21 protein-coding genes and 1 tRNA gene are annotated in these 24698 nt (G+C 52.1%); 16 read left to right on the top strand and 6 right to left on the bottom strand.

Annotated features, from left to right (window positions below):
• Nucleotides 1-138: 138 nt before the first annotated feature.
• Genes HOM51_17535 through HOM51_17525 form a run of 3 tightly spaced genes read left to right on the top strand, consistent with a single transcriptional unit; the run spans nt 139 to nt 4459 of the window.
• The gene (locus HOM51_17535) at nt 139-1347 is read left to right on the top strand and encodes a threonine synthase (protein MBT5036319.1); all 1209 of its coding nucleotides are present in this window, start codon (nt 139-141) and stop codon (nt 1345-1347) included.
• A gap of 41 nt (nt 1348-1388) precedes the next feature.
• The gene (locus HOM51_17530; protein ID MBT5036318.1) at nt 1389-3278 is read left to right on the top strand and encodes a response regulator; all 1890 of its coding nucleotides are present in this window, start codon (nt 1389-1391) and stop codon (nt 3276-3278) included.
• Between the two features lie 17 nt (nt 3279-3295).
• Entirely contained in the window at nt 3296-4459 is a 1164-nt protein-coding gene (locus HOM51_17525) for an alpha/beta fold hydrolase (GenBank protein MBT5036317.1), read from the top strand.
• 14 nt (nt 4460-4473) lie between these two features.
• Here HOM51_17525 and HOM51_17520 read toward each other — a convergent pair whose 3' ends face one another.
• Entirely contained in the window at nt 4474-5163 is a 690-nt protein-coding gene (locus tag HOM51_17520) for a helix-turn-helix transcriptional regulator (GenBank protein MBT5036316.1), read from the bottom strand.
• Nucleotides 5164-5309: 146 nt separating this feature from the next.
• On the opposite strand from HOM51_17520, the gene HOM51_17515 reads away from it, so the two are divergent.
• Together HOM51_17515 and HOM51_17510 are read left to right on the top strand one after the other, a co-directional pair.
• Nucleotides 5310-5900, top strand: a complete 591-nt coding sequence (locus HOM51_17515; GenBank protein ID MBT5036315.1) for a carboxymuconolactone decarboxylase family protein — start codon at nt 5310-5312, stop codon at nt 5898-5900.
• A gap of 62 nt (nt 5901-5962) precedes the next feature.
• Entirely contained in the window at nt 5963-6457 is a 495-nt protein-coding gene (locus tag HOM51_17510; GenBank protein ID MBT5036314.1) for a GNAT family N-acetyltransferase, read from the top strand.
• On the opposite strand, the gene HOM51_17505 is transcribed toward HOM51_17510, so the two are convergent.
• The 3 genes from HOM51_17505 to greB are packed head-to-tail and all read right to left on the bottom strand — an operon-like array spanning nt 6454 to nt 8862.
• On the bottom strand, nt 6454-6987 hold the full coding sequence (locus HOM51_17505; GenBank protein ID MBT5036313.1) for a hypothetical protein: 534 nt from the start codon (nt 6985-6987) through the stop codon (nt 6454-6456). The two genes, HOM51_17510 and HOM51_17505, sit on opposite strands and share 4 nt — an antisense overlap.
• Nucleotides 6984-8303 (bottom strand): hypothetical protein, encoded by a 1320-nt coding sequence (locus tag HOM51_17500; GenBank protein MBT5036312.1) that lies wholly within the window; start codon nt 8301-8303, stop codon nt 6984-6986. The genes HOM51_17505 and HOM51_17500 overlap by 4 nt, the downstream gene beginning before the upstream one ends.
• A gap of 1 nt (nt 8304) precedes the next feature.
• Entirely contained in the window at nt 8305-8862 is a 558-nt protein-coding gene (gene greB / locus HOM51_17495; GenBank protein MBT5036311.1) for a transcription elongation factor GreB, read from the bottom strand.
• A gap of 174 nt (nt 8863-9036) precedes the next feature.
• On the opposite strand from greB, the gene HOM51_17490 reads away from it, so the two are divergent.
• The gene (locus HOM51_17490) at nt 9037-14187 is read left to right on the top strand and encodes a transporter substrate-binding domain-containing protein (protein ID MBT5036310.1); all 5151 of its coding nucleotides are present in this window, start codon (nt 9037-9039) and stop codon (nt 14185-14187) included.
• A 73-nt stretch (nt 14188-14260) separates the two neighbouring features.
• Nucleotides 14261-14337 (top strand) — tRNA-Pro (locus HOM51_17485).
• Nucleotides 14338-14488: 151 nt separating this feature from the next.
• On the opposite strand, the gene HOM51_17480 is transcribed toward HOM51_17485, so the two are convergent.
• Nucleotides 14489-14944 carry a hypothetical protein gene (locus HOM51_17480; GenBank protein MBT5036309.1) on the bottom strand — a complete coding sequence of 152 codons (456 nt, stop codon included), beginning with the start codon at nt 14942-14944 and terminating at the stop codon, nt 14489-14491.
• Nucleotides 14945-15200: 256 nt separating this feature from the next.
• Here HOM51_17480 and HOM51_17475 point away from each other — a divergent pair, with 256 nt between their 5' ends.
• The 9 genes from HOM51_17475 (at nt 15201) to HOM51_17435 (ending at nt 23852) form a co-directional block, all read left to right on the top strand.
• Nucleotides 15201-16055 (top strand): c-type cytochrome, encoded by an 855-nt coding sequence (locus tag HOM51_17475; GenBank protein MBT5036308.1) that lies wholly within the window; start codon nt 15201-15203, stop codon nt 16053-16055.
• A 105-nt stretch (nt 16056-16160) separates the two neighbouring features.
• A complete protein-coding gene (locus HOM51_17470) occupies nt 16161-17369 on the top strand; it encodes a S8 family serine peptidase (protein MBT5036307.1) in 1209 nt (402 codons plus the stop codon).
• A 28-nt stretch (nt 17370-17397) separates the two neighbouring features.
• Nucleotides 17398-17859 (top strand): hypothetical protein, encoded by a 462-nt coding sequence (locus HOM51_17465; protein ID MBT5036306.1) that lies wholly within the window; start codon nt 17398-17400, stop codon nt 17857-17859.
• Between the two features lie 77 nt (nt 17860-17936).
• Nucleotides 17937-19160, top strand: coding sequence for a multidrug effflux MFS transporter (locus HOM51_17460; GenBank protein MBT5036305.1), 1224 nt, complete (start codon nt 17937-17939; stop codon nt 19158-19160).
• Between the two features lie 58 nt (nt 19161-19218).
• The gene (locus tag HOM51_17455; GenBank protein ID MBT5036304.1) at nt 19219-20589 is read left to right on the top strand and encodes a CoA transferase; all 1371 of its coding nucleotides are present in this window, start codon (nt 19219-19221) and stop codon (nt 20587-20589) included.
• A gap of 100 nt (nt 20590-20689) precedes the next feature.
• Complete coding sequence (locus HOM51_17450) at nt 20690-20956, top strand: type II toxin-antitoxin system ParD family antitoxin (GenBank protein MBT5036303.1); 267 nt, start codon at nt 20690-20692, stop codon at nt 20954-20956.
• Entirely contained in the window at nt 20934-21221 is a 288-nt protein-coding gene (locus tag HOM51_17445; protein MBT5036302.1) for a type II toxin-antitoxin system RelE/ParE family toxin, read from the top strand. Before HOM51_17450 ends, HOM51_17445 begins: the two co-directional genes overlap by 23 nt.
• Nucleotides 21222-21240: 19 nt before the next feature.
• On the top strand, nt 21241-22263 hold the full coding sequence (locus HOM51_17440) for a D-2-hydroxyacid dehydrogenase family protein (protein ID MBT5036301.1): 1023 nt from the start codon (nt 21241-21243) through the stop codon (nt 22261-22263).
• Nucleotides 22264-22328: 65 nt separating this feature from the next.
• Complete coding sequence (locus tag HOM51_17435) at nt 22329-23852, top strand: DASS family sodium-coupled anion symporter (GenBank protein ID MBT5036300.1); 1524 nt, start codon at nt 22329-22331, stop codon at nt 23850-23852.
• Nucleotide 23853: 1 nt separating this feature from the next.
• Here HOM51_17435 and HOM51_17430 read toward each other — a convergent pair whose 3' ends face one another.
• The gene (locus HOM51_17430; GenBank protein ID MBT5036299.1) at nt 23854-24558 is read right to left on the bottom strand and encodes a cupin; all 705 of its coding nucleotides are present in this window, start codon (nt 24556-24558) and stop codon (nt 23854-23856) included.
• Nucleotides 24559-24698 lie beyond the last annotated feature (140 nt).

Below are 24698 nucleotides of genomic sequence, written 5' to 3'. Positions count from 1 at the left end.
GTCGTGCGTTCACGGGGTTGCTCCCCTTGTTTGCCCTATCTTTATAATCCTACGATAAGGGAATAGGCTAAAATTGCAAATGGGTAATCGATAATTTGCCAAATCCCACTAAAATGTCGACTTATAGGGAAAAAACATATGAATTATTTCTCGCATCTAGAATGTGTTGAAAGCGGCGAACAATTTCCAGGGGATAGTCCTTTCAACAACCCCAGCACAGACGGCGACGTGTTGATGGCGCGGTATGACTTGGACCGGATTCGCTCAGAGGTATCGCCGGAAGACATCACGAAGGGTCCCGCGTCATTGTGGCGATATGCGCCGATACTGCCGGTTTCTGACCCAAGCCAAGCTGTTAGCCTGGGCGAAGGCTGGACGCCGCTGCTTCGGGTGCCGGCGCTGGGCCGAGAACTCGGCTGTTCCAACCTTTACCTCAAGGACGAAGGCCGTAATCCTTCCGGCACGTTTAAGGACCGGGGCGCAACCGTCTGCGTTAGTCGCATGCGAGAATTGGGTGTTGAGACGGTGGTCCACAGCAGTTCCGGTAACGCAGGTGCTGCGTGGGCGCTTTATTCGGCGCGGGCTGGGATAAAATGCGTCAACCTTCTGGCCCAAGATACCTTGCCCGCGACCCTGCAACAAAGCCTGTTTGCCGGGGCCGATACGTATCTATTAGACGGTGCGTGGAGCGAAGCCGGGCCGATGGTCAGTCGCGCCGCCGAACGCCACGGCTGGTTCAATATCTCAACCCTGAAAGAGCCCTACCGCATGGAGGGTAAGAAGACCATGGGCTATGAGATCTGCGAACAATTCGGCTGGGAATTGCCAGACGTGATTGTTTATCCGACAGGCGGTGCCTTGGGCGCGCTTGCGATTTTCAAAGCGTTCGAAGAATTAAAACAGCTGGGCTGGGTCAAGGGCAACCACACGCCACGGCTTGTGGTTGTACAATACGCCGGCTGTGCGCCCATCGTTAAGGCGTTCCAGGAAAATCGCAACACGGTTGAGCCTTGGGAGAACCTGGATGTCCCGCCGGGAGGCTTGAAATCAGTGTCTTCTCCGGGCGGTCCAGCAGCGCTTCGCTTGCTGAGAGAAACCAAGGGTTGTGCAATCGCCGTGGAAACAGAAGAAGCCATGCAAGCCGTCGCCACTCTTGCTCGTTTGGAGGGCCTGTTTCCGTGTCCTGAATCCGCAACAGTCGTGGCTGGTCTAAAGCGCGGGCTTGAAAGTGGCGATATTGGCAAGGATGAACGGGTGGTTCTGATGGCGACGGGATCAGCCATGAAATCAACGCCAATTCTTTCTGCCCCTGAGGCGAAGAGAGTTGCGCCAGGAGACGATCTTTAACGCCATTGACCTTCTGACTCGTAATCACCATTATTTCTATTATGGGTAATTTATCAGACACAAAAATTCTTTATATTGAAGATTCAGAAACACAACGCCAACTCGTCAAATCGGTTATTGAAGAACAGTGCGGATTCCACGTAGATACTGTGGCGACGGGGGCGGAAGGTCTTAAATCCTGGGCGGTCGGATCATACGACGTTTTGGCTGTGGATTATGAACTCCCGGATATGAATGGCATCAATATTTGCCATGCAATTTTAACCGAACAACCAGAACTCCCCATCGTCATGGTGACGGGGAAAGGTGACGAGTCGATTGCAGCCGAGGCCCTAAATATAGGCGTTAGTCACTACATAACCAAATCTTCACCGACGATTTTTATGAGTCTATTGCCTGTTATCATCAGGAAACTCGCTGATCAGGCGGTTGAATTAAGGGAGAGGAAGAGAGCAGAACTCGCGTTAAAGAAAAGTGAGGAGAACGCACAACGGGAACGCGAACTTTTAATTGGCGCAATCAGTAGCTTTAAAGATGGCTTTGCCTTCTATGATAAAGAAGACAAGCTGGTGATCTGTAACGAGACTTACCTAGCAGCGATGAATGGCAAGGTTGATGAGTTGTTGCCAGGAATGAGCTATGAAGAAGTCCTTCGTATTCGCGCTAAGCATAATCCGTCAACGGCCAGTGAAGAATGGATTCAAGATCGTATTCGGCATCATACGAATCCGACTCAGCCGTTTGAGTCCACCCAAGCCGATGGTCGCGTCTTCCAACTTCATGATTTCAAAACTCAGGACGGTGGCACCGCCACGATCCGTATAGATGTCACAGATTTAAAGAAGGCGGAGGAAGACCTACATGCAGCAGAAGAACATAGTCAACTCATTCTAGATTCAGTTGGTGAGGGAATTTACGGCGTTGACTCTGACGGTAGCTTTACATTTGTAAATCCAACTGCGCTTGAGATGCTTGGATTTACCGATAAAGAATTAATAGGCAATAATTCACACGAATTAATCCATCACACCCATCCGGATGGCTCGTCCCATCCAAATGAAAAGTGCCCCATGCTCCTTGCCCGTTTAGATGGCAAAGATTATACGGACTCAAATGATGTGTTCTGGCGAAAGGATGGCACAAGTTTTCCCGTTGAGTACACCAGTAAACCAATCATGAAAGAGGGGGAATTGGTGGGCAATGTCGTGGCGTTCAGAGACATCACCGAGCGCAAAGAAATTGACCGTATGAAGAGCGAATTCATCTCGACGGTCAGTCACGAATTGCGCACGCCGTTGACGTCAATCAAAGGATCGCTGGGGCTTTTAATTGGTGGAGCCGTGGGTGCGATGCCGGAGAAGGCGGGAGGGATGTTAGACCTTGCGGCTAGGAATACCGACCGCCTGATTAATTTGGTCAATGACATTCTGGATATGGAAAAGCTTGAATCTGGCGATTTAGAATTTGATTTCCAAACGCTCGACCTTTCGAAATTGGTTGCCGAAGCGGTTGAGACCAATAAGGGATTTGCAGACGAGCATGATGCTATCTTTATTCTTTCAGAAACGCCTCCGGATGTTATGGTTGAGGGTGACGGCAGTCGCTTGTCCCAGGTGATTGCCAATTTACTCTCCAACGCGGCGAAGTTCTCACCTGGCGGTGGCGAAGTTGAAATATCTATTGCTCAACAGAATAGCGTCGCACGGGTTTCAATCTCCGATCATGGCCCAGGCATCCCCGAAGGTTTTGGCGATCAGTTATTCGAAAGGTTCACTCAAGTAGATTCGTCTGCCACCCGTCAGAAAGGTGGCACGGGATTAGGATTGAACATTTCCAAGTCGATTGTTGAACGGCATGGCGGGACAATCGACTATATCTCTGAAGTCGATTTCGGCAGCACCTTTTTCTTCACCTTACCTGTTTCTAAATAATAATTTTGGAGTGAACGATGAGCAACGTAAATGGTTCTTGGACGGCGCACTTTGACGGCAATATGATGTGGTCCAATGCGGCCTTGGTCACCAAAGGGATGGCTCCGTATGGCGCGGTTGCGCTGGGCGAGATTGACCAAATTTGCGAACGACTTCGGGTCCGCCAAGATGAGCCCGAGGCCTGGAACGAAGAATGGGTCGCTATGGGCGAGCGTCTGGAGAAGGTCGCAATCGAAGCCGAGAACAATGGTCATCGCATGACCGCTGGAAACTATTTTCTACGCGCGGGGATGTATTATTTCACCGGCGAACGCTTCTTATACCCAGGGCCGGAAAAAAAGGAACTGGGGCGTAAAGCCATCGAATGCCAGCAGGCAGGAATCCTGCGTCGCCATCCTAACGTGGAGCGGGTTGAAGTTCCCTATGAAAATACAACGCTGCCTGCCTTGTTTATGAAGGCGCAAGGAGTGTCAGGCCCGGCCCCGACCATTGTCGTGTTCGACGGTATGGATAACTGCAAGGAAATGAGCATTCTTTTTGCTGGGCTGGAATTTGCCGCACGGGGCTGGCACACCTTGTGTGTTGATGGGCCAGGGCAGGGCGAAACCCTGCGCCTGCAAGACCTGTATGCGCGGCATGATTATGAAATCGCGGGTGCGGCTGCCTTTGACTATCTTGGGACCCGAGCTGAGGTCAACGCAGCTAGGGTCGGGGTGATGGGTTACAGCTTCGGCGGTTATTATGCTGCACGGATCGCAGCGATGGAACCGCGCTACAAAATTGGTGTGGCGATGAGCGCCTTGCATTGGGATCTTGCCGGTTGGCAGCAGAAAATTTTTGATCGGCAATCTGGTAACGCGACATCAACACCACAATCGGCATTCCATTTTCGGTGGATCATGGGGCACTTGGATGACGCCCAAGCGGCGATTGAAAAAGCCAAAAAGTTTTCGATGGTTGATCTCGCGCCAAAGATGACAACGCCCTTCATGATCGTTCACGGCGACAATGATAAAGTCGTTCCCGTTGCCTCAGCTCATAAGCTGTATGAAGCCATCGGCTCAAGCAACAAGGCGCTCAAAATCCTAACATCAGAAGACGGCGGTCACTACCACGCCCAAGCCGACAACCGCCAAGTCGGCACCGATGTGCTTGCGGATTGGATTGCGGAGAATATTTAAGCGAGCGACCCGCCTTATCCCGTAATCTCACTGGCGACAGGCAGGTCTGTAAAGACGCAGTTCTGTAACCAACTCGTGACGTTTCTTGTCAGCGCCGTTGGACCCATGACGACCAGAGATGAGTCGGCGATGGCCTTTTTGTAGGTGACCTGTTCCATCCAAACGTTGACCATCGTCTTGACCGACGTGTTGAAGTAGACATCAATTTCCTTTCCAGGATTAATCGTGCAGACATCAATTTTTTCATCGCTAACGATGATCCACCAATCGGGTGAGTCTTTGAGGTCGGAAAACTCAAAATGCAGGACGGTCTCAGAACCCGGAAGTTTTTCCGGCACGATACTGCGTTCCAAATAAAGCATGAGAAGGCCAACGTCATAATCAGTGTCGGTCAGGTTGGACTGCGCCCAGCGCATGCCCCAATGACCAACCGACAAAAGGATCGGCATCAATTCCTTGCAAGACTCCGTCACGAGATATTCGTATCCCCGCTGTCCGGGAATACGCTTGCGATAAATCAAACCGCGTTCGTCGAGCATCGCCAACCGTTTGGTCAAGATGGTCGGCGATATGAATCCTAGGCCCCGCTGCAGGGTGCTAAACCGTGTGCTGCCCGCCAACAATTCGCGAATGATCAGGATCGTCCATTTTTCCCCAAGGATTTCAGACGCCTTCGCAATTGGGCAGAATTGATTGTATTCCATGTGCTGAGAAGCCCCCTAACTCCACAAAGTGTAGTTGATTACATCATATTCGATAGGAGATTGCTACACTTTCTGAGGTATCAGCCAGGCAAGCCGGTTCCTATTCTTTGGTCCTTCAAACATGAACCCAAAGATAGGAGATCAAAATGAAACACGGAAAAATATTTACCCCAGAGACCGCCCCCTCGGAAAGTGCCGGAACCCTTCGTGCTCTTAGTGAGAAACTCGGCTTCGCGCCGAATGTGTTTGCTGTTATGGGGGGAACACCATCGGTTCTAGGTGGCTTCGTCACCTTGAACCAAAACTTCGGTAAAACATCCTTGTCGGCGACAGAACGCGAAATTGTACAGATTGCCGCGAGCGTCGAAAACCTCGGCAAGTACTGCGTTGCCGGGCATACATCATTTGCCAAAAAACAAGAGGTGCCCGATGACATTGTAAAAGCGGTTCGGACGCGCGGCGTAATTCCTGATCCAAAACTCGCGGCGCTGCACAAATTCACCCGCCTCGTCGTGACCAACAGAGGCAATCTCTATAAAGGGGAATTGGAAGAATTCTTGGACGCGGGATACACAGAATCCCAAGTGCTCGAAGTTATCCTCGGCGTTTGCGTGAAGATGTTCAGTAACCTGACCGATAACGTTCTGGGCCTTCCCCTCGACGATGCCTTCGTCGAATACGCCTGGGACCCGAAGAGTGCGGATGGATTTCCAGAGTTTGAGAAGGAAGCCGCGTAAAATACCTTGGATGATGTAGGGCGGGCTGATTGAATAATAGTTCCATAATTTCAGGAGCTGCTATGATCAAGGCCCGCCCTATCGAAGAAGCAGACTGGCAAGAAGTTTGGCAGATTATTAAACCCGTGTTTCGCGCGGGGGAGACCTATCCCTATCCTATGGACATCACTGAGGATGAAGCCCGCCGAAACTGGATTGATGCGCCGTCTGCAACCTATGTCGTCGTTGATGAGAACGAAGACGTTCTCGGTACCTACTACATCAAACCAAATCAGCCCGGCCTCGGCGCGCACGTCGCCAACTGCGGCTACATTGTCTCGGAAAACGCCCGCGGCCAAGGCGTCGCCTCAGAGATGTGCAAACACTCTCAATCAGAAGCCCAGGCTCAAGGCTTCACCGCCATGCAATACAACTTGGTTATCTCAACCAACGAAGGCGCGGTCAGACTCTGGCAAAGCCAAGGATTCAAAATCGTCGGCACCCTGACAGGCGCGTTTAAGCACGCAAGGCTTGGGTTCGTGGATGCTTATGTGATGTATAAGGAGCTAGCGCCTTAACTGGGCGTATCCCGGTTCTTCTCCCACCAATCTTTTAGCCACCCCTTATTCCCGCCGAGCGCGATGATTTCCTGCAGGGCTTCTGGCACCGGGGCGAAGGTGAGTTCGATGTTCTGGGTGTGATTGGTGAATTCGCCGGTTAAGTAGTTCACTTCCAAGGTGTCCCCCATTTCCACTTGATCGATGACGCCGGGACAGTCGGCCAGCACACGAAGGCCACAACCGACCGCAGCACGGTAGCCTAAGAAGGGCATCGAGTCGGCGACCAAACCAAGGCCTAAGGCCTCCATCGCGACGTAGCCATTCATCTTTGGCCCCATGCCAAAGTTACGGCCCGCGACGATGATGTCGCCAGGTTTTGAACGTTCATGAAAGCCGGGATCAATCTGCTCAAAAAGATGCGGCACCAAGTCTTTCGCATCAAGATAGCGTCCAGAAATCAGCCATGGCGGTATGACCACGCCGGGGTGAGGGACGTTGTGACCGAGCGTGTACGCACGACCCTTCAGGCACCAGTTAAAGTCACTCATCTCTGGTGTTCCTCAGAAAATTTAACCACCGCGTCGTTGCTTCGGGGGTCGGTGACTTTGCCTGTGATGGCGGATGCCGCGACGGTGGCTGGGCTCGCCAAGAACAGTTCGCAGCCTTCTTCTCCCATGTCGCCATGCAGATTGGTAGAGGCTGTTGAAATTGAAACCTCGCCTGTATGCACCGGCCCCATGTTGCCAGCATTGCACGGCCCACAGCCTGGCGGCAGCATCATCGCCCCCGCGTCATAAAAAATATCCAGCAAGCCTTCTTTCCGAAGACGCTTGTTGGAATCTTCCGTGCCGGGAACAATAAACATTCGAACCCCAGGGGCGATGTGATTGTCTTTCAGGACCGATGCGGCGATTTCCAGGTCTTCCCATTTACCTGATCCACAGGACCCAATGAAGGCGTGGTTAATAGGTGTCCCTACAACTTCGGAAACATCAACGCCGTTGGCGGCACCGCCGGTTAATGCGACCTGCGGTTCGACGTTGCCGAGGTCAATCGTCAGGTCGGCGTCGTATTCAGCGTCAGGGTCGCTATAAACGGGCTCAAAAGGTTTTTTTGCAATGGCGCGAATTTGGGCGAGCATTTCTTCGGACGGCGGAATGAATACGCCAATGGCGCGGACCTCTGTCGGTGATGTGGTCAAGGCGACCCGGCCATCCCAATTGAATTGATCCAAGCCGGGGCCGGTCAGTTCCAGAACCCGGTAATCCATATCGACACCATAGGCACCGCCGGCTTTCAAATCCTTTGCCATCTGAAAGCCGACATCGCGGGCAAAGACGCCGGGCTTGAGCTTCCCTGTCATGGTCATGCGAATGGACTTTGGAATTTGCGTCCATAGTGTTCCCGTCGCCAGCACCCGGGTGATCTCTCCGCCAGCTCTTAACGCGAACGCGCCGATGGAACCGTGGGTGGTGCAGTGGCGGTCATTGTCGAAGACGAACATGCCGGGAAGGATGATGCCGCGTTCATCCAAAAATATGTGCCCATGACCGCCTTGGCCGACATCGTAGAATTGCTCGACCTTCCAGTCGCGGACGGCTTCACGCACCGTCGCGCCGATCTCTGCCGCGCGGGCACAGGTATAAAGAACCTCGTGGTCGGTGACGACGACGACCCGGCTCGGATCATAAAGACGATCAATGCCGAGGCTGTCCAATTCGTGCTTGCTGGGAAGAACCAACGCGTCGTGGATCATAATCACTTCGGGATCGGGAAAGACGATGTCGCCGGGGCTGACGCTTTCCTTGCCGGAGGCACGCGCGAGAATTTTCTCAACCGCGGTCATGGGACGAATTTTAGACATTCTAACCGTACCTAATCTCAGTCACTTCGATGAGCGTATTCCCCGCCGGGGTTTGGATATAAACTTCGTCACCAACTTCTGTGCGCAGTAAAGCCCTGGCAACAGGTGATACCAAGGTAACGCGCCCCGGCCCGTGTTCGGCTTCGTCCACCCCAACAATGGTCACGGTATTTTCAACCTCGCTGCCGTCTGTGGTGACATAGGTTACTGTTGCACCAAAGAAGGCACGGTCATGTTGGGTCTGTTCTTCAGGATCAACAACGTTGGCATTTTCCAATCGTTTGGTGAGAAACCGGATGCGGCGGTCGATTTCACGTAAGCGCTTTTTACCGTAGATGTAATCGCCATTCTCAGACCTGTCGCCATTGCCGGCGGCCCAGGAAACAGTATCGACCACCTTCGGGCGATCAACTTTGACCAGTTCCGCCAATTCGGCTTCAAGGCGATAGAATCCATCCTTGGTCAGGTACAGCCGTGCGTCTTTGGGCAGGGGCTGCGCCGGGAGATCTTCATCGTCTAGGTCTTGTTTAGCAGAGGGTTGGGTCATGGGTTTGATCATGGGGACCTATTATAGTGCATGTTGGAGAGCGCTGTAAAAAGGTGAAGTTCCGGGGATTTTAGCTGCTGAACGGGTCCATTCCAATACAGTTCCGAAAGGTTGCCCTTCAGATAAAGAGCTTTCAGGCGAGAACTTTATGATTAAGATGAGGGGACATGTGCATTTTAGGGGTACGTGACTTTGGTTGATCATCGTAAATCCGATTTCGGACTGTCGCTGTTACGCAGTTTCTTGGCGGGATTTATTTTATGGTCGTTTGCCCTCGGGCTACCTTCAATTTCCGAAGCTGCCAAGCCGGATCGAATTTCCGTTGCTTACTGCGCTGACTGCGTTCAGTTCCATTTCAGGGACCAGAATGGCAAGGCTGCGGGTATGATCATCGACCTGTGGCACCTGTGGTCAGAAAAGACGGGCATAAAAATTGACTTTAAAGCAGCGACCTGGGCCGAGACTCTGCGCATGGTGGGGGCGGGGGAGGCAGACGTCCATGCCGGGTTGTTTTTCAACGATGAGCGCGCCAAGTATCTTGAATACGGTTCCCGCCTAACCGAAACCGACACAAACTTTTTCGTTCATAAAGACCTGCCGCATATTGAAACGGTGGAGGACTTGACTGCCTATCGGGTGGGGGTCCTGGCGGGTGATTATGTGGAGGGTTTCCTAAAAAAGAAATTGCCGAGTGGGACCATCGTTGGGTTCAAGAACTACGACGACCTTATGAAGGCGTTGCGTGAGGAAAAACTTCAGGTCTTCGCCGCTGATACGCCGACCGCTATTTTCCATCTTCAAAAAGCCGGCCTTGGTTATGTCTTCGAGGCGCCAAATAAGACGCCCCTCTATCGAAGTAATTGGTTCGTTGCCGCCACCAAGGGCAATCGGGAACTGATTAAGATCATCAATGAAGGAATGGCATTGGTGACGGCAGAGGAACGTCAGGAGGTCGAACGACGTTGGGCGTCAATTGCCGATCCCAAGGTGGTTGTAGATGTCGATAAAGTCGACAGTAAATTAAATCTTACGGATGCGGAAAAGAAATGGCTGGCGGCTCATCCGGTGCTTCGGGTTCATAACGAAGACGACTGGCCACCGTTCAATTTTTTTGGGGACGGGAAACCGCGGGGCTTTTCCATCGACTATATGAACAAGCTGGCATCTATGATCGGTGCCAAGGTGGATTACGTCACCGGCCCGACTTGGAACCAATTCCTCGACATGATGAAGAGCGGCGACCTCGACATCATGTTGAATATTGTAAAGACGCCGGAACGTCAGAACTACCTTCTTTATACCAAGCCTTATGCTTTCAATCCGAACACGATTTTAAGTCGCCAGGAAAAACCCTATGACAATTTGGACCAGTTGATCGGCAAGACCGTCGCTTTGCCCAAGGGGTTCTTTTACGAAGAAATTTTGAAGCGGGATTATCCGAAGATCAAACTTCATCTGGTTAAAAATACAGACGAAAGCATGAAGGCTGTAACCTTTGGCAAGGCGGATGCAGCCGTGGGAGAATTGGCTGTATTTAATTATCTCATGGCGCGGGAGATGATGACGGGGCTTGCGCTTTCCGGAGAGGTGAAACTGGGCGGCTCCAACTTCAGCCAACTCCAAATTGCGACGCGAAAGGAGACACCTCTGCTTGCGTCCATTTTGCTCAAAGCCATGGATGCAATCTCACCTGAGACCATCGAGGGCATTCGGGAACGTTGGATCAAGGCGGCGAATGTTTCTAAGACTTCTCGTCCAAAACTAAATTTAACAAATCAAGAAAAGGCATGGCTCGCCGCTCATCAAAATATTCGCTTGGGTGTGGACCCTGACTATCCACCGTTTGAATATATAGACGGCAATGGAGCCTATGCGGGCATGGCCTCGGATTACATAAGGCTGGTTTCTGAACGGTTGGGCCTCACCATGAAGGCCGTTCCGGGATTAAATTGGCAACAGGTCATTGCCGGTATCAAGGCGCAATCTATCGATGTTCTCCCTGCCGCCACTAAAACGGCGAAGCGTGACAAGTTCATGAATTTTTCTCGCCCGCACATGGCATTCCCTGTTGTTATTGTGACCCTGGATGACCACCCCCTTGTTGCAGGGCTGGGTGATTTAACGGGGCGTAAGATTGCCCTGCCCAAAGGATACGCGGTTACCCATGCAACCTTAGCCAAATATCCGAACACAAATGTACTCTCGGTTAATTCGCCCTTGGAAGCACTCCACGCCGTGGCCCTGGGGAAAGCAGATGCCACGGCAATTAATCTGGCGGTCAGCACCTTCCTTATAAAAAAGCACAATATTTCTAACCTGAAAGTGGCGGCTCCCACAGGCTTTGAATTGCCCGGTATGTCCTTTGCGGTGCGCAAGGATTGGCCAGAATTTGTGTCGATCATCAACAAAGCACTGGCCTCTATTACGCCGGAGGAAGAAAGCGCAATCCGGTCTAAATGGGTATCGGTGAGTTATGATACCGGAATCGATCTGGAGACGGCGGCACAGGTCGGTGTGGTTGTGGTTTTGGTCATCTTTGTGATCATTCTCTGGAACCGTAGCCTGAGCAATCAAATCAAACATCGTAATATCGTGGAGCAGGCACTCGCTGAACAAACTCGAATTCTTAATCTGACCATGGAAAACTTGGGTCAGGGAATTACCATGTATGATAGCGAGTGGAAGTTGGTGAGCTACAATGATCGTTATCGAGAACAATTTGATCTTCCAGAAGGGCTCTTAAAAGAAAACGAATCCTTCGATAACATTGTCGGCGCGACAATGCGCAAAGATCATAGTGAAAACTGGGAGGAAATGCTCGAACGTGTGAAGGACCCCTCACGTATGACCGAAGCTTGGGAACGCGACATGGTTCGAATAAATGGTCGCTCCATTAACATTTTGAGCAACCCGGTCCCAACTGGCGGGTTTGTTGTCACCACCACCGATATTACCGAACGTAAACGTGCCGAAAGTCAGCTTCGTCTTGCGTTGGATAACATGACGGACGGCATTTATCAGATCGATAATGCGTTTAACTATACCCTCTTTAATGATCGATATCGGGAACTTATGAATGTTCCTGACGCGCTAATTCAAATCGGCAAACCCGTTTCCGAGGTTATTAAATTTCTTGCTGAGCGCGGCGATTATGGCCCCCTTGATCCAGAAGATTTTGTCGCCGAAAGAATGGCCAAGTTTCGACATAATACGGCGGCGACATTTGAGGTCACAACGCCGAATGGAACGGTTGAACTGCGCCAAGCCCCGTCCTACGAAGGCGGGACCGTTTCCGTTGCCATCGACATTACAGAGCGCAAGCAGATCGAAGAGTCTTTGGCTCATGCCAAGGTGTTGGCCGAGAAGGCGAGCGAAGCAAAAGCCGAATTCCTCGCCACCATGAGCCACGAAATTCGCACGCCGATGAATGGCGTGATCGGCATGATCGATCTGCTACAACAGACAAAATTGGATTCTGATCAAGGGGAGATGGTGGAAATCGTTCGCAGTTCGGCTTACGCGTTGCTGACCATCATCAACGATATTCTAGACTTCTCCAAGATCGAGTCGGGAAAGTTGGACCTGGAACTGCTGCCAATTTCAATCTGTGAAATAGTCGAGGGGGTTGCCGAAACTTTATCTGCAACATCAAGAACCAAGAAAATTTGGCTGCGCACATTCATTGATCCGAAGATACCCGATGCGGTTCTGGGCGACCAAGTTAGAATTCGGCAAATATTGTTCAACTTGGTTGGCAATGCGGTCAAATTCACCGAGGAAGGCGGCGTTTTGATGCGCGCTGATTTGTTGGAGGTGAGTGCGGCAGATGAAGTGAAAATCTGCTTCAAGGTTATCGACAGCGGTATCGGCCTTACGGAAAAAGGCAAGGCGAGTTTGTTCACCGCCTTTGCGCAGGCAGAAAGTTCGACCACTCGCCGTTTCGGCGGAACCGGACTGGGCCTGACGATCTGCCAACGGCTGGCGGAAATGATGGACAGCCAGATCGATGTTGAAAGCGTCATTGATGAAGGATCGACCTTCAGTGTTACCCTGACCTTACCGCTGGCAGAGGATGAAAAGCTTACCCGCAATGAACAAGACCTGAGCGATGTAAATATCATAGGGATCGTACAAAATCCCCTCATCTTGGATTACATGAGGAGCTGGGGAGCGACCGTGACGGTGTTGGAAGACATCGGTGAAATTCCTGATGCAGTTGAAAAGTCTGCCAAGAACAAAGATGTCGTGACGGTTGTTTACATGTCCGGCGTTTATTTGGAACAAGGGGGACAAGAAGTCATTTCAGAAATTCAGTCCCGACCGGAAATCAAAGACACCGCCTTTGTTCTTGGCACGCGGGTTCGGACAAAGGACGGCCTGCAAGAATTTGATAATACGGTCTATGTGGAAACCAGCCCGAACCGACGTGCTTCGTTTAATCGTAGCTTTGCAGTTGCCGTAGGACGCGCCAGTCTTGAGGTTGAGTACGATGAAGTGGACGGTTCTGAAATTATCTTCGAACCCCCGTCAGTGGAGGAAGCCGAGGCCGCGGGCCAATTGATCCTGTTTGCCGAGGATAATCTTACCAATCAGAAAGTCATACTGCGTCAGTTGAATAACTTGGGCTACGCAGCCGAAATTGCGGACGATGGCAAAGATGCCTTGGTTGCCCTGTCCAAGAAATCCTATGCGATTTTGCTGACAGACTGCCATATGCCAAATTTAGATGGTTTTGGATTAACGGAAACTGTGCGCCGCGGCGAGGTTGGGACAGATACACGCCTGCCTATCATTGCGATTACCGCCAGCGCCCTGAAGGCAGAGGTGGACCACTGCTACGAAGTCGGCATGGATGATTTCCTTTCCAAGCCGGTGGAGATTTCCAAGCTGCGCGCGGCGCTCACCAAATGGATGCCAGAGGCGGCACCTAGCTCAGAACTCAAGATCAAGCACGCGGAGCCTGAGCCTAAAGATGAGTCGCAAAACGATGATCCCCCGGATAATGGCAACGGCGTGATTGATCCGTCCGCCTTGAAATCTGTGTTCGGCGATGACCCTGATACCTTCCGCGAGATTCTCAATGACTTCATTGGCCCGGCAACAGATAATACTAAAGACATCGAAGCTGGTTTCGAAAAGGAATCAGCCGCCGATGTCGCATCTGCTTCTCACAAACTCAAATCGTCGTCACGGGCAGTTGGCGCCAACGAACTGGCCGATATTTGTACGGAACTAGAGAAGGCTGGCAAAACAGACGACTGGGACACGATTACTAAGTTAGTACCGCGCCTCCCAGGCGTTATGGAGCAAGTCACCAGTTATATTGAAGGTTTGTAAAAATTAGAGGCTAATTTCAGGTCTTGCCAATATCCCTTAAACCTCCTAGAAGTCTGCCCAATATCCTCTGTGTCGGGGAGTGGCGCAGCCTGGTAGCGCATCTGGTTTGGGACCAGAGGGTCGCAAGTTCGAATCTTGTCTCCCCGACCATTTCTTCTAACTTTTTGAAAACAATAAATAAATTTACCGCGCACGTGTCAGTGTGTGTAGGATATGCCTGCACGCGTAGACATGAAGGCGGTAAGGGGCTGCTGGACGGAATCAAGTTGGTTGAGAAGGAACTTGGGGAACTGCGTTAGCATCAGTTCTCGTACGGTTTATAAGCGATAAAGCTCAGAACCTCATTCATTCCTCCATTACGCTGCATAGGCATCTTTACCTGTTGCCATTGCTTATGTTCTCTACCGTCGATCTTTAGATTGCCGACGGTGTACATGGGTTTCTTATTTTTATGGACCTCCATTAGAGCATCAAATAGGACTTCCTTACGGGGATGATCGGTTAACTCTAGCACCCGTTTTCCTGTTCGCTCACATTTCATATGCTCAACCAGTTGCGTGCCAAAGTGGATATACGTGAAGTCCTCATCCTCATACCTATGAATTGATATGTTTGGCCAATATTTCATGAAATCCTTACTCTGTAGGACTTCAAAATCTATATATCCTTGGCCGCCGACGGCATCTAGAAATTCTAGAAGCAGAGGATCGGTAATTTCATCTTTTGAATAGGAACTTATAAAGTCGTTGATGGCCATCTTAGTTGCTAGGCCCTATATAATTGTTCGTCTTATCTCAATTATATCAGTTCTTCTCGTCGTGTTCTAGGCGAGAAGATCTGAGGGGGTAATGATTTTCCTCCCCGACCAATTTTCACCCCACCCTATAATTTATAGTTTTGGCACTGCATATTTTTGCACGGGTTTCCGTTTGCAGTGTCTTCAAATTTTAATAGTTGAAATTTTTTTGATAAGTTCTTAGCCTTTAAATTCCAGGTGCTCAAAGGGGGGGGCTATGAGTTTTAACTATCGTCGATCAGTATTGATAATTTGGCTGGTTGGATTTTTTGCCGTCGTCCTGGCACCTTCGGCCTCAGCCAGTTCTTTGGTTGAGCGCGGCAAGTATCTTACCGAAGGCATTGCCGGCTGCGGCAATTGCCACACGCCATGGGGCGGACCGATGAAAGGTAAGTACCTGGCAGGCGGCAATAGCTTTGGCGACGACAAGGCTCCGTTCAAGTCGTACGCGCCCAATATCACGCCGGACATGGAAACCGGCATTGGTACGTGGACCGATGCCCAACTCATTACGGCGATTCGGGAAGGCACGCGTCCCGATGGCAGCGTGATCGGCCCGCCGATGGCGATCGAATTCTACAATGGTATGTCCGACCACGACGTGAAGTCGATTGTGGCTTACCTGCGGACGGTGAAGCCAATCCGTAACAGCACCCCAAAATCGGTCTATCGCATGAAGCTCATAGCTCAGAAGCCAGCCGGTAAAGTCGCCGACGTTTCACCCAGCAAACAGATTGCTTTTGGCGCGTACCTTGTTCTGATCGGCCACTGCATGGAATGTCACACGCCGTTTGTGAAAGGCAGAATGGTTCTTGCTAAGTTTGGCGCGGGCGGTCGGGTCTTCCCTGGGCCATGGGGCGAAAGCGTTTCCCCGAACATCACCCCTGATAAGAACTCAGGAATTGGCGACTGGACCGATGCCCAAATCAAGCGCGCAATTACAAAAGGCGTGCGGCATGACGGCACCAAGCTTCGCCCGCCGATGTGTTTTGGATGTTATAGCCAAATGTCAGAAGCGGATGTCGATGCGGTCGTCGCTTATCTTCGGACGATCAAGCCGGTTGAAAACTAAGTATTTTGGGAAGAATCACTGCCTCACATTGATATTTGAGCGCGAATAGATAAGTATAATTGCCATACCAATTTAAATAAAAAATATTATTGGGAGGCAATTAAAGTGCGTATATTTGCAAGAATCAGTCGTCCCGTTGCCTTTTGTATTGCGCTCTCTGGGTTGTATCTCACAGGTTGTGCTCAAACCCCGGATGACGGCGCAAATACCAAACTCCCGCCGGTCCATGAATTAGCGCGCCATGAGGACGATAATGTCCATCATGAAGGCGAGTTTCTGGTGCTCGACCCACCGCCGGATTACGAATCTAGTCTTTCAGAATTAGGGCTTTCTATCATCGATATCACTCATTTGGACGGCATGGGCTCAAAGCTGTATCACATGAAAATCGACAGTGGTGCGCATCCTTTTCACGCCCGCCACCTGCACGAACAGCGCCATCCAGAAGTCATCTCAGACGTTCATCACCATTTTGAACAACATGCGGCCGCTAAAAATAGATCCCACTATGTCAGCCGACGGGCGGCGAAGTGGGGCAAGGCCAAATCCAGTTGTGGTCGCGGCATTCGGATGGGCATGGTCGATGGGGGTGTGGATACCAAGCATTCGGCGTTTAAGGCCAGCAAGCTCGCCTTCCGCTCCTTCCACCGCAAAGGCCAAAAGATGTCTTCGATCTCGCATGGAACGGCAGTGGCGTCGATGCTGGTGGGCAGCAAGAAATATGGCAGCTTGTTGCCAGGCGCGCATCTGAGTGCCGCCAACGTATTTCACCGAACAAAAAAGGGAAGATCCAGGGCCAGCGCGAAAAGCATCCTCAAGGCGATCAATTGGCTGATCAAGCAGAAAGTACAGGTGATTAATTTCAGCATCGGTGGCCCGTCAAATAGGCTGGTGCGGAAGGCTGTTGAGCATGCGGATAAGCTTGGCATTATCATGGTTGCGTCGGCCGGAAATAATGGCCCCTTCACCCGAAAGAAAAGCTATCCGGCGGCCTATCCACCGGTCATCGCGATTGCGGCCTCCGACGAATATGACACCGTCGCACGGTTTTCGTCGGCGGGTAAGTATGTTGAATTTACCGCCCCTGGCGTCAAAATTTGGACGGCTATCCCTGGTGGCAGCAAGGCGATGTCCGGCACGTCTTTTTCTTCGCCCCTGGTTGCCGGTTTCACCGCTGCGGCTATTAAATATAAGAAGATCACCAAGCGAGATGCCGTGCGCGCTTATTTTAAAAAGATCGCCAAAGCCAAGGGAAAAAAGGAATGGGATCAGTACTCAGGTTGGGGCTTCGTCAGTGTTGCCTCCCCATGCTGAAAATTAAAGGGGCTGATTGGAATTACTCATGATTTATCGTGTTGCCGGTAATCACTTTACGCTTTGTTTTATCAGTTTGGTGATCCTGTTGGGTGCTGCTGGAATTATGACTCAGCAGGTTCAATTCTTAGCCGATAATATGGGTATGAATTTTATTCCAACCGAGGTCGCGCTGGAAGAAAACATCGCCATACTGATCGCTGCCTTCGGGGTGTTCCTTGAACATCGAATTTATTTATTGAGAAAAATTTACCCGGATACAATTCCTGAGTCTGTCGCCGAGTTTGATCAATATTCGCATAATGTCGGCGTGATGTTTATTATGCTTGCGATTTTGATGGAAGCCACGGACCTCTTCTTCCTTGCCCTAAACAGTTGGGGGTTTGCGATGTCTTCACTGAAATACCTAGAAATCTCGATACTTTTTAGCATCAACGTGCTGTCCGCTGGAATGTTTGTTATCTTCGCGGTGCGGTCGTTTAAGGAGTAAGTACTCCGACGGGTGTTGCGCCCTTAGGCACCGATTTTGGGTTTGCGCCGCCATACTGGCCGTGTCAGTTTGCCGTAATGAATGAGATCTCCTCTGAAAACTTAAAAATGGTTTCGACGCGGGGCGCGCGGGTGCGGATGATTGTGCTGTTGGCGCTGTTGGTTGCCATTGGCGCGATGTCGATTGATATGTACCTGCCGGCGCTTCCCGACATTGCCAAGGGGCTGGCGACATCGGATGCGGCGATCCAGCGCACGGTCAGCGTCTTCCTGTTGGGCTTTGCCGTCGGAATGCTGATTTATGGTCCTGTTTCCGACCGATTTGGGCGGCGGATGGTGATCTTGTCGGGGCTGTTAATTTTTTTCATCGCATCGGTCATGTCAGCATATGTTGCGACCGTCGAAGAACTGTTCCTGATGCGCATTTTTCAATCGATCGGCGGGGGCGCTGCCGCGGTCTTGGGTCGAACCATTGTGCGAGATTTATTTGCGGGTGTGGATGCGGCCAAGGTCCTCTCCATGATCCATATGGTGATGGGGATCGCACCCCTGGTTGCCCCGACCTTGGGCGGCCAGATTATGCTGTATAGTGATTGGCGCGGGATCTTCCTTGGCTTGGCAATATTTGGCGCGATGTGTTTGTCGGCGACGTTTTTCATGTTGAAGGAAACCCTGCCGCCGGAGCGCCGGGGAGACCTGAAGTTAGCGGCCGCCTTCATTGCTTATAGCCATATTCTGAAAGACCGGTATGCGGTCGGGCATATCATTGGCGGTGGGTTAACAACGGCGGCGATGTTCGTTTATATCACCGGGTCGCCGATGGTTTTGATCAGCTATTACGGTGTGCCGCCGGAATGGTTCGGCGCGTTATTTAGCATCAACGTATTCGGTCTGTTGTTGTCATCCTACCTCAACATTCGTCTGTTGAAGCGTTATACGATTCCGCAGATGACCACGGCTGGCCAAATGTCAGGTGCCCTTGGCGCAATTGGATTATTGGTCTTGGGGGGGACAGGCACCTTCGGCATCTATGGAATATTGGTTCCAACGCTTTTTATTGTCGGCATCAATGGCATGGTATCGGCGAACTGCAATGCGATCTTGATGCATCGTTACCCGCGCAATGCCGGCGCTGCGGCGGCGTTATTTGGGGCGACACGTGTTCTGTTTGGTGCGATTGGCGGGATATTGCTCAGCATCTTTACGTCGGGGACGCCCTTGGCATTGTGTCTGGCGATGTTCTTCTGTGCAGGAATGGCCCCCGTGGTTAGACTTGGGCTCGCCAGAGAAAAATACGCTTAAAGGCCAGGGAAAAGTACGCTTAAAGGATAAAGCTATGACAGGATCGTTTGCGGAACTTATGGACGTCAGAGGAGGGGACCTTCCCCCTGACGGCGAGGTCACAATCACCGGCGCTGATCCTGTCTATTCCACCCGATTTAAGATCGGCGATACAGCAGCATCTGTGCTGGCCAGCATTGGTGTCGCCGTGTCTGACATTTGGGACCTAAAGACCGGGCGCCGCCAGAACGTCACCATCGATACGCGCCACGCGGCGGCTGCCTTGCGCAGTACGCTTTATATGCAGCGACCGGGAGCAGATGGGACTTACGCGCTTGTGGCTGCAGAAACGAGTTCAGATACCCGGGCGATGACGCAACCTTGGCCGACCAAAGACGGTCGCTGGTTCCTGCCGCATTTCAGCCTGGCGCACTTGCAGGCAAGGGTGCAGGGAGTGCTGGGGTGTGAAGCGACACCGGAATCTGTCGCCAAGGCGGTCGCGACCTGGGACGCGTTGGATCTGGAGGCCGCCATTGATGAAGCCGGGGGCTGCGGTGCGATGGTGCGCAGCAACGCTGAATGGTTGGAACATCCGCACGGCAAAGCCCTTCAGGCGAAACCCGTTGTCGAGATCATCAAGATCGGTGACAGCGACCCTGAGCCCTTTCCTGACGGAGCTCTACCCTTGAGCGGTATTCGCACCCTCGACCTGACCCGCATTCTCGCAGGCCCCATTGCTGCCCGTACCCTGGCCGAAAACGGCGCGGACGTATTGATGGTTGCGGCTGAACATCTGCCCCAGGTCGACGAACACGTGATGGATACGAGCCATGGCAAACGCAGCTGCTTTATTGATCTAAAGACCACCGAAGGTGTCTCCGAATTAAAGGAACTCGTGCGCGGGGCCGATGTGTTTTCGCAAGGCTACCGTCCGGGCATACTAGAAAATCTCGGGTTCGGAGCTGAGCAACTGGCCGAACTTCGCCCCGGCATTATTTCTCTCTCGATCAGCTGTTTTGGGGCGGACGGCCCGTTTAGCCACCGCCCTGGATGGGAACAAGTCGGCCAGACCGTAACCGGTATTTGCCAAGAAGGCAGCCCAGACCGACCCAAGCTTCTCCCCGCTGCCGCGTGTGATTACACCACGGGTTATTTAGGCGCCTATGGCGCACTGTTGGCTCTGACCCGGCGGGCGCGGGAAGGCGGCAGCTACCTTGTTCGCGTCTCGTTGTGTCAGTCGGGCATGTTCATCTACCGCCAAGGCAAGACCGCCCCGGTCGAAGACGGCATGGGATTATCCGAAACCGAACTGAATGCCATTAGGATTGATACCACCCCCGCCTCTGGGCCCCTCCGCCACTTAGGCCCTGTTCTCAAACTATCTGAAACCCAACCTCACTGGTCACGCCCAACACCTGTGTTGGGCGGAGATGCGGCGGCGTGGCTGTAAATGTTTATTCACTGATCTCAGCTGGGTAGGTAATACTTGAATTTTGATGCGAATATGGTGCAATATTACACCATATTGTTTTCTCGTATAGGAATAACCCATGCCCCGCCAAAGTATATCTTTTACTGACCCCAATGCCCAATGGCTCAAGCAGAAGACTGACATTGAGGGCGAATATAAGAGTAATAGTGAACTTGTTAATGATTTGATACGCCAAAAACGAAGGGCTGAAACCACTGAAATCGAAGCAATCCGCGCCGCCCTCATTGAAGGCGAAAGAAGCGGAATTAGTGATCAGACACCGGAAGAAATAAGAGCCACCGTTCAAGAAAGACTGAGAGCTAATGGCAAGCTACCGGCTGAGTAATAAGGCGAGCGCCGATTTAGAACAACTTTACGAATATGGAATTTTGACCTTTGGCTTACGGTCAGCTGATGAATATTACGACGGGTTGTTAGCACAGATGCAGAAAATAGCCGACCAGCCAAATCTTTACCCTGCCGTTGACGATATCTATGCCGGATACCGGCGTGGCATGTGTGGCGTGCATTCGATCTACTACAGAATTGAAGCCGATGGCGTGACGATTGTCCGCATCTTAGGGCGACAAAATCCTTTCGAAGCTTTCTAGGAATAGGGCTAGGTAAAAAATGAAACTCGCAATCCTAGACGACTATCAATCCATCGCGACGTCCATCGTTGATTGGTCTGAGATTAAGGGGCTAAATGTCGTTTCGTTTGACGATCATGTTTTTGATCCGGAGGCGCTGGTCGCTCGGCTGAGCGACTTTGATGTGGTTATGCGCATTCGCGAACGGACTGAATTTCCGCGCGCGGTTTTAGAGAAGCTGCCAAAGCTAAAACTCCTGCTGGCGACAGGAATGCGGAACGCACGGTCGATTGATCTGGCGGCGGCGGATGAGCTTGGGATCACGGTCAGCACGACCGACGCGCTGCATCAGACAACGGTGGAGGTCACATGGATGCTGATCCTCGCGTTGTTTCGGGGGTTTCTGGAAGAGGTCGGCTCGGTTCGTAAGGGCGGCTGGCAACGGGGCTTGGGAGTGGGGTTGGATGGCAAGACCTTGGGCGTCCTTGGGCTCGGTAACATGGGCCAGCCCGTCGCCAAAATCGCGCAAGTGTTTGGCATGCATGTCATCGCCTGGAGCCCCAACCTGACACCAGAGCGCACCAAACCCCATGACGTTGAATGCGTTTCAAAGGAGGATCTTTTCAAGCGTTCCGATGCGATCACCCTTCATGTGCCGCACGCGAAAGAAACCGAAGGACTCGTCGGTGCGCACGAGCTCTCATTGATGAAGACGGGCGCATATCTCATCAATACATCGCGTCCCAAAATCGTCGACGAAGAACCCTTTATCGCCGCCCTGACAAATCAATCCATTGGCGGTGCAGGCCTGGACGTTTTTAACATTGAGCCCTTGCCAGACGACCATCCATTCAGGCTTCTGCCCAACGTCATTTCAACCCCGCACATCGGTTTCGTGACCAAGGAGAATTACCAAATTTTCTACCAAGAAAGCCTGGAAAATCTGAAGGCTTTTGTCGATGGCAAGCCGATCAGGGTGGTGAGCGCGGCGGAACCGTTTTTGCCGGACTCCCAAGTCGCCAGCCAGATGCACAGGCAGGGCGGCAAGGCGTCGACAGCTTGAAACTCAGCCCAAATTGCACAATGATCTGATACTCCTAATAAATTTAAGGTTATGGAGCCGCCACAATGGCCGAGGATGATCAAGACGGCCACGCGGTTGTAGAAGAAGAATACGCAACCTTGGGTATTGGCGAAGGGCCCGGGCCAGATGAGTCCGTATCAACAAAACGTCTTATTGCCCTGATTGCGGGACCGGCATTCGCGGTGCTGCTTCTATTCTTACCTGCCCCGGAAGGCATGAAACCGGAAGCCTGGCGCTTGGTGGCGTTGGCGGTCTGGATGATTGTTTGGTGGCTTGGTGAAGCGGTGCCAATCCCGGCAACGGCCCTGCTGCCCATTCCGATGATGCCGCTTTTGGGCATTGCCAAGATGAAGCCGGTGGCGGCGAACTATGGCCACACACTGATATTCCTTTTTCTGGGCGGGTTTCTGTTGGCTGCGGCGATGCAGCGCTGGGGTCTGCACAAACGTATTGCGCTTCGGATCGTCACCTTTGTCGGCACCAGCCCCGGCGGCATCATCGTAGGCTTCATGGCAGCCACAGCGTTTCTGTCCATGTGGATTTCAAATACCGCGACGACGATCATGATGTTCGCCGTTGGCTTGTCGGTGATTGAATTTATCGCTCAGAAAGCACCCGACCGTTTGATGGTACGCAATTTCGGCGTCGCATTGATGCTGGGGATCGCCTATTCGGCTTCAATCGGCGGCGTCGGCACCTTGATCGGCACGCCGCCAAACGCGCTGCTCGCGAGCTTCCTGCAAAGCAACTACAACATTCAGATCGATTTTTTCACCTGGATGAAACTTGGTGTGCCAGTGGTTCTGGTGATGCTACCAATTGCGTGGTTGTTGCTGACCCGGGTGATCTTCCCGGTGCGTGATCTTAACATCGGGGATGCGAGTGGCGTTATCAGGGATGAACTCGCTTCCCTGGGTTCTATGTCCAAAGGCGAGAAAGCCGTCGCCATCGTTTTTGCCTGCGCTGCCTTCGGTTGGATATTTCGCAAACAACTTGCTAGTTGGACCGGCCTTCCGATCAATGACACGGCCATTGCCATGTTGGCAGCGACGGTGCTTTTCGCGTGGCCAATTTCGCGTGAGAAGGGCTACTTTGCCCTGGATTGGGAAGCCGCCCGCAATGTTCCTTGGGGGGTGTTGCTGCTGTTCGGCGGTGGCTTGGCACTCGCCGGTGGATTTAAAGGGACAGGTCTTGCAGAGTGGATCGGCAGCGGCGTATCCGGGTTCGATGTTAGTACTTGGGCGTTGGTCTTCATCGTCACGGTGGCAATTGTTTACCTGACGGAGATTACGTCGAACACGGCTTCAACCGCGACGTTCCTGCCTATTTTGGGCGCTGTGGCGGTTGGCCTGGGGCTTGACCCCAGGATGCTCGCCATTCCCGTCGCCCTGGGCGCATCCATGGCCTTCATGATGCCGGTTGCAACGCCGCCCAACGCGATTGTCTTCTCGTACGAAGACATGCACTTAGGCGATATGGTGAGGGCTGGGTTCTGGCTGAATATCGTCGCGATCTTAGTCAGCTTCGCAGCCATGTATTTCCTGGCGCCGATTGTGTTCGGGCTTTGATTTATCGTTCGGTTGGCGCGCTTAATGTCCCATGCTCAGCCAATAGGTGCCCGACCTTAACGTAGATTAAGCATCCTTCGTCTGAGAACGGGGTGTGCTCGCTCATATGCGGGCTGCGAATCCAACTGCCTTGGGGGTAGGTACCGTGTTCGTCTTGGAAGGTGCCCTCAATCACATAAATTTCCTCGCCGCCAAAGTGGGTATGGCGATTGAACTGGGTGCCGGATTGCCAGCGCACCAGGGCGACGCTTTCGGTTAGGAACTGATGCAGGGGTAAAACACTGAGCCCATCAACCATGCCCGGGACGAACCCTGCCGCGTGGGTGTCGAGCTTTACAATCTCCGCATCGCCCTCTTGGAATTGCCACAGCTTCACCAAAATCGTGCAGCCTTCTTTGGTAAAAGGTGCGTGGGATGTGCCGATAGGATTACGGAGATAGGATCCTGGGCCGAAGTCTCCAGCCTGATCAGAGAACGTACCCTCCAGCACCAAAAACTCCTCGCCACCATCATGAGTGTGAAGGGGGAAGTCGCTGTCAGGTGCAAAGCGAACAATGCTGGTCGCACGCGCAACTTCTCCGCCAATCCGATCTAACATGATGCGATCAACGCCCGAGCTAGGTGAAGAGACCCAGTCCTTATCGTCTGTATGAACAACCACCTGATCGTTAAAGTCTGCGTTGATGCGGAGGGTTTCGTCTTGCATCTAATTTCTTCCTTTGAGCAAACTACTTCTGAAAATTTATCCGAATTTGATGGCGATATGGAGAACAAACAATGGCGACGATGAGTCTTGGAGATAACACGGTCGAATACGATCAAGCAGGCACCGGCCCCGACATTGTG

The organism is Rhodospirillaceae bacterium (assembly GCA_018660465.1).
Lineage (GTDB): Bacteria > Pseudomonadota > Alphaproteobacteria > Rhodospirillales > JABJKH01 > JABJKH01.
Note: the sequence above shows the minus strand (reverse complement) of the source record. Positions and strands in the feature narration are given on the sequence as shown.

What these genes read in the sequence shown, in the direction of transcription:
- HOM51_17535 (MBT5036319.1), top strand. Translation starts at nt 139, where the DNA reads ATGAATTATTTCTCGCATCTAGAATGTGTTGAAAGCGGCGAACAATTT.
- HOM51_17530 (MBT5036318.1), top strand. Translation starts at nt 1,389, where the DNA reads ATGGGTAATTTATCAGACACAAAAATTCTTTATATTGAAGATTCAGAA.
- HOM51_17525 (MBT5036317.1), top strand. Translation starts at nt 3,296, where the DNA reads ATGAGCAACGTAAATGGTTCTTGGACGGCGCACTTTGACGGCAATATG.
- HOM51_17520 (MBT5036316.1), bottom strand. Translation starts at nt 5,163, where the DNA reads ATGGAATACAATCAATTCTGCCCAATTGCGAAGGCGTCTGAAATCCTT.
- HOM51_17515 (MBT5036315.1), top strand. Translation starts at nt 5,310, where the DNA reads ATGAAACACGGAAAAATATTTACCCCAGAGACCGCCCCCTCGGAAAGT.
- HOM51_17510 (MBT5036314.1), top strand. Translation starts at nt 5,963, where the DNA reads ATGATCAAGGCCCGCCCTATCGAAGAAGCAGACTGGCAAGAAGTTTGG.
- HOM51_17505 (MBT5036313.1), bottom strand. Translation starts at nt 6,987, where the DNA reads ATGAGTGACTTTAACTGGTGCCTGAAGGGTCGTGCGTACACGCTCGGT.
- HOM51_17500 (MBT5036312.1), bottom strand. Translation starts at nt 8,303, where the DNA reads ATGTCTAAAATTCGTCCCATGACCGCGGTTGAGAAAATTCTCGCGCGT.
- greB (MBT5036311.1), bottom strand. Translation starts at nt 8,862, where the DNA reads ATGATCAAACCCATGACCCAACCCTCTGCTAAACAAGACCTAGACGAT.
- HOM51_17480 (MBT5036309.1), bottom strand. Translation starts at nt 14,944, where the DNA reads ATGGCCATCAACGACTTTATAAGTTCCTATTCAAAAGATGAAATTACC.
- HOM51_17475 (MBT5036308.1), top strand. Translation starts at nt 15,201, where the DNA reads ATGAGTTTTAACTATCGTCGATCAGTATTGATAATTTGGCTGGTTGGA.
- HOM51_17465 (MBT5036306.1), top strand. Translation starts at nt 17,398, where the DNA reads ATGATTTATCGTGTTGCCGGTAATCACTTTACGCTTTGTTTTATCAGT.
- HOM51_17460 (MBT5036305.1), top strand. Translation starts at nt 17,937, where the DNA reads ATGAATGAGATCTCCTCTGAAAACTTAAAAATGGTTTCGACGCGGGGC.
- HOM51_17455 (MBT5036304.1), top strand. Translation starts at nt 19,219, where the DNA reads ATGGACGTCAGAGGAGGGGACCTTCCCCCTGACGGCGAGGTCACAATC.
- HOM51_17450 (MBT5036303.1), top strand. Translation starts at nt 20,690, where the DNA reads ATGCCCCGCCAAAGTATATCTTTTACTGACCCCAATGCCCAATGGCTC.
- HOM51_17445 (MBT5036302.1), top strand. Translation starts at nt 20,934, where the DNA reads ATGGCAAGCTACCGGCTGAGTAATAAGGCGAGCGCCGATTTAGAACAA.
- HOM51_17440 (MBT5036301.1), top strand. Translation starts at nt 21,241, where the DNA reads ATGAAACTCGCAATCCTAGACGACTATCAATCCATCGCGACGTCCATC.
- HOM51_17435 (MBT5036300.1), top strand. Translation starts at nt 22,329, where the DNA reads ATGGCCGAGGATGATCAAGACGGCCACGCGGTTGTAGAAGAAGAATAC.
- HOM51_17430 (MBT5036299.1), bottom strand. Translation starts at nt 24,558, where the DNA reads ATGCAAGACGAAACCCTCCGCATCAACGCAGACTTTAACGATCAGGTG.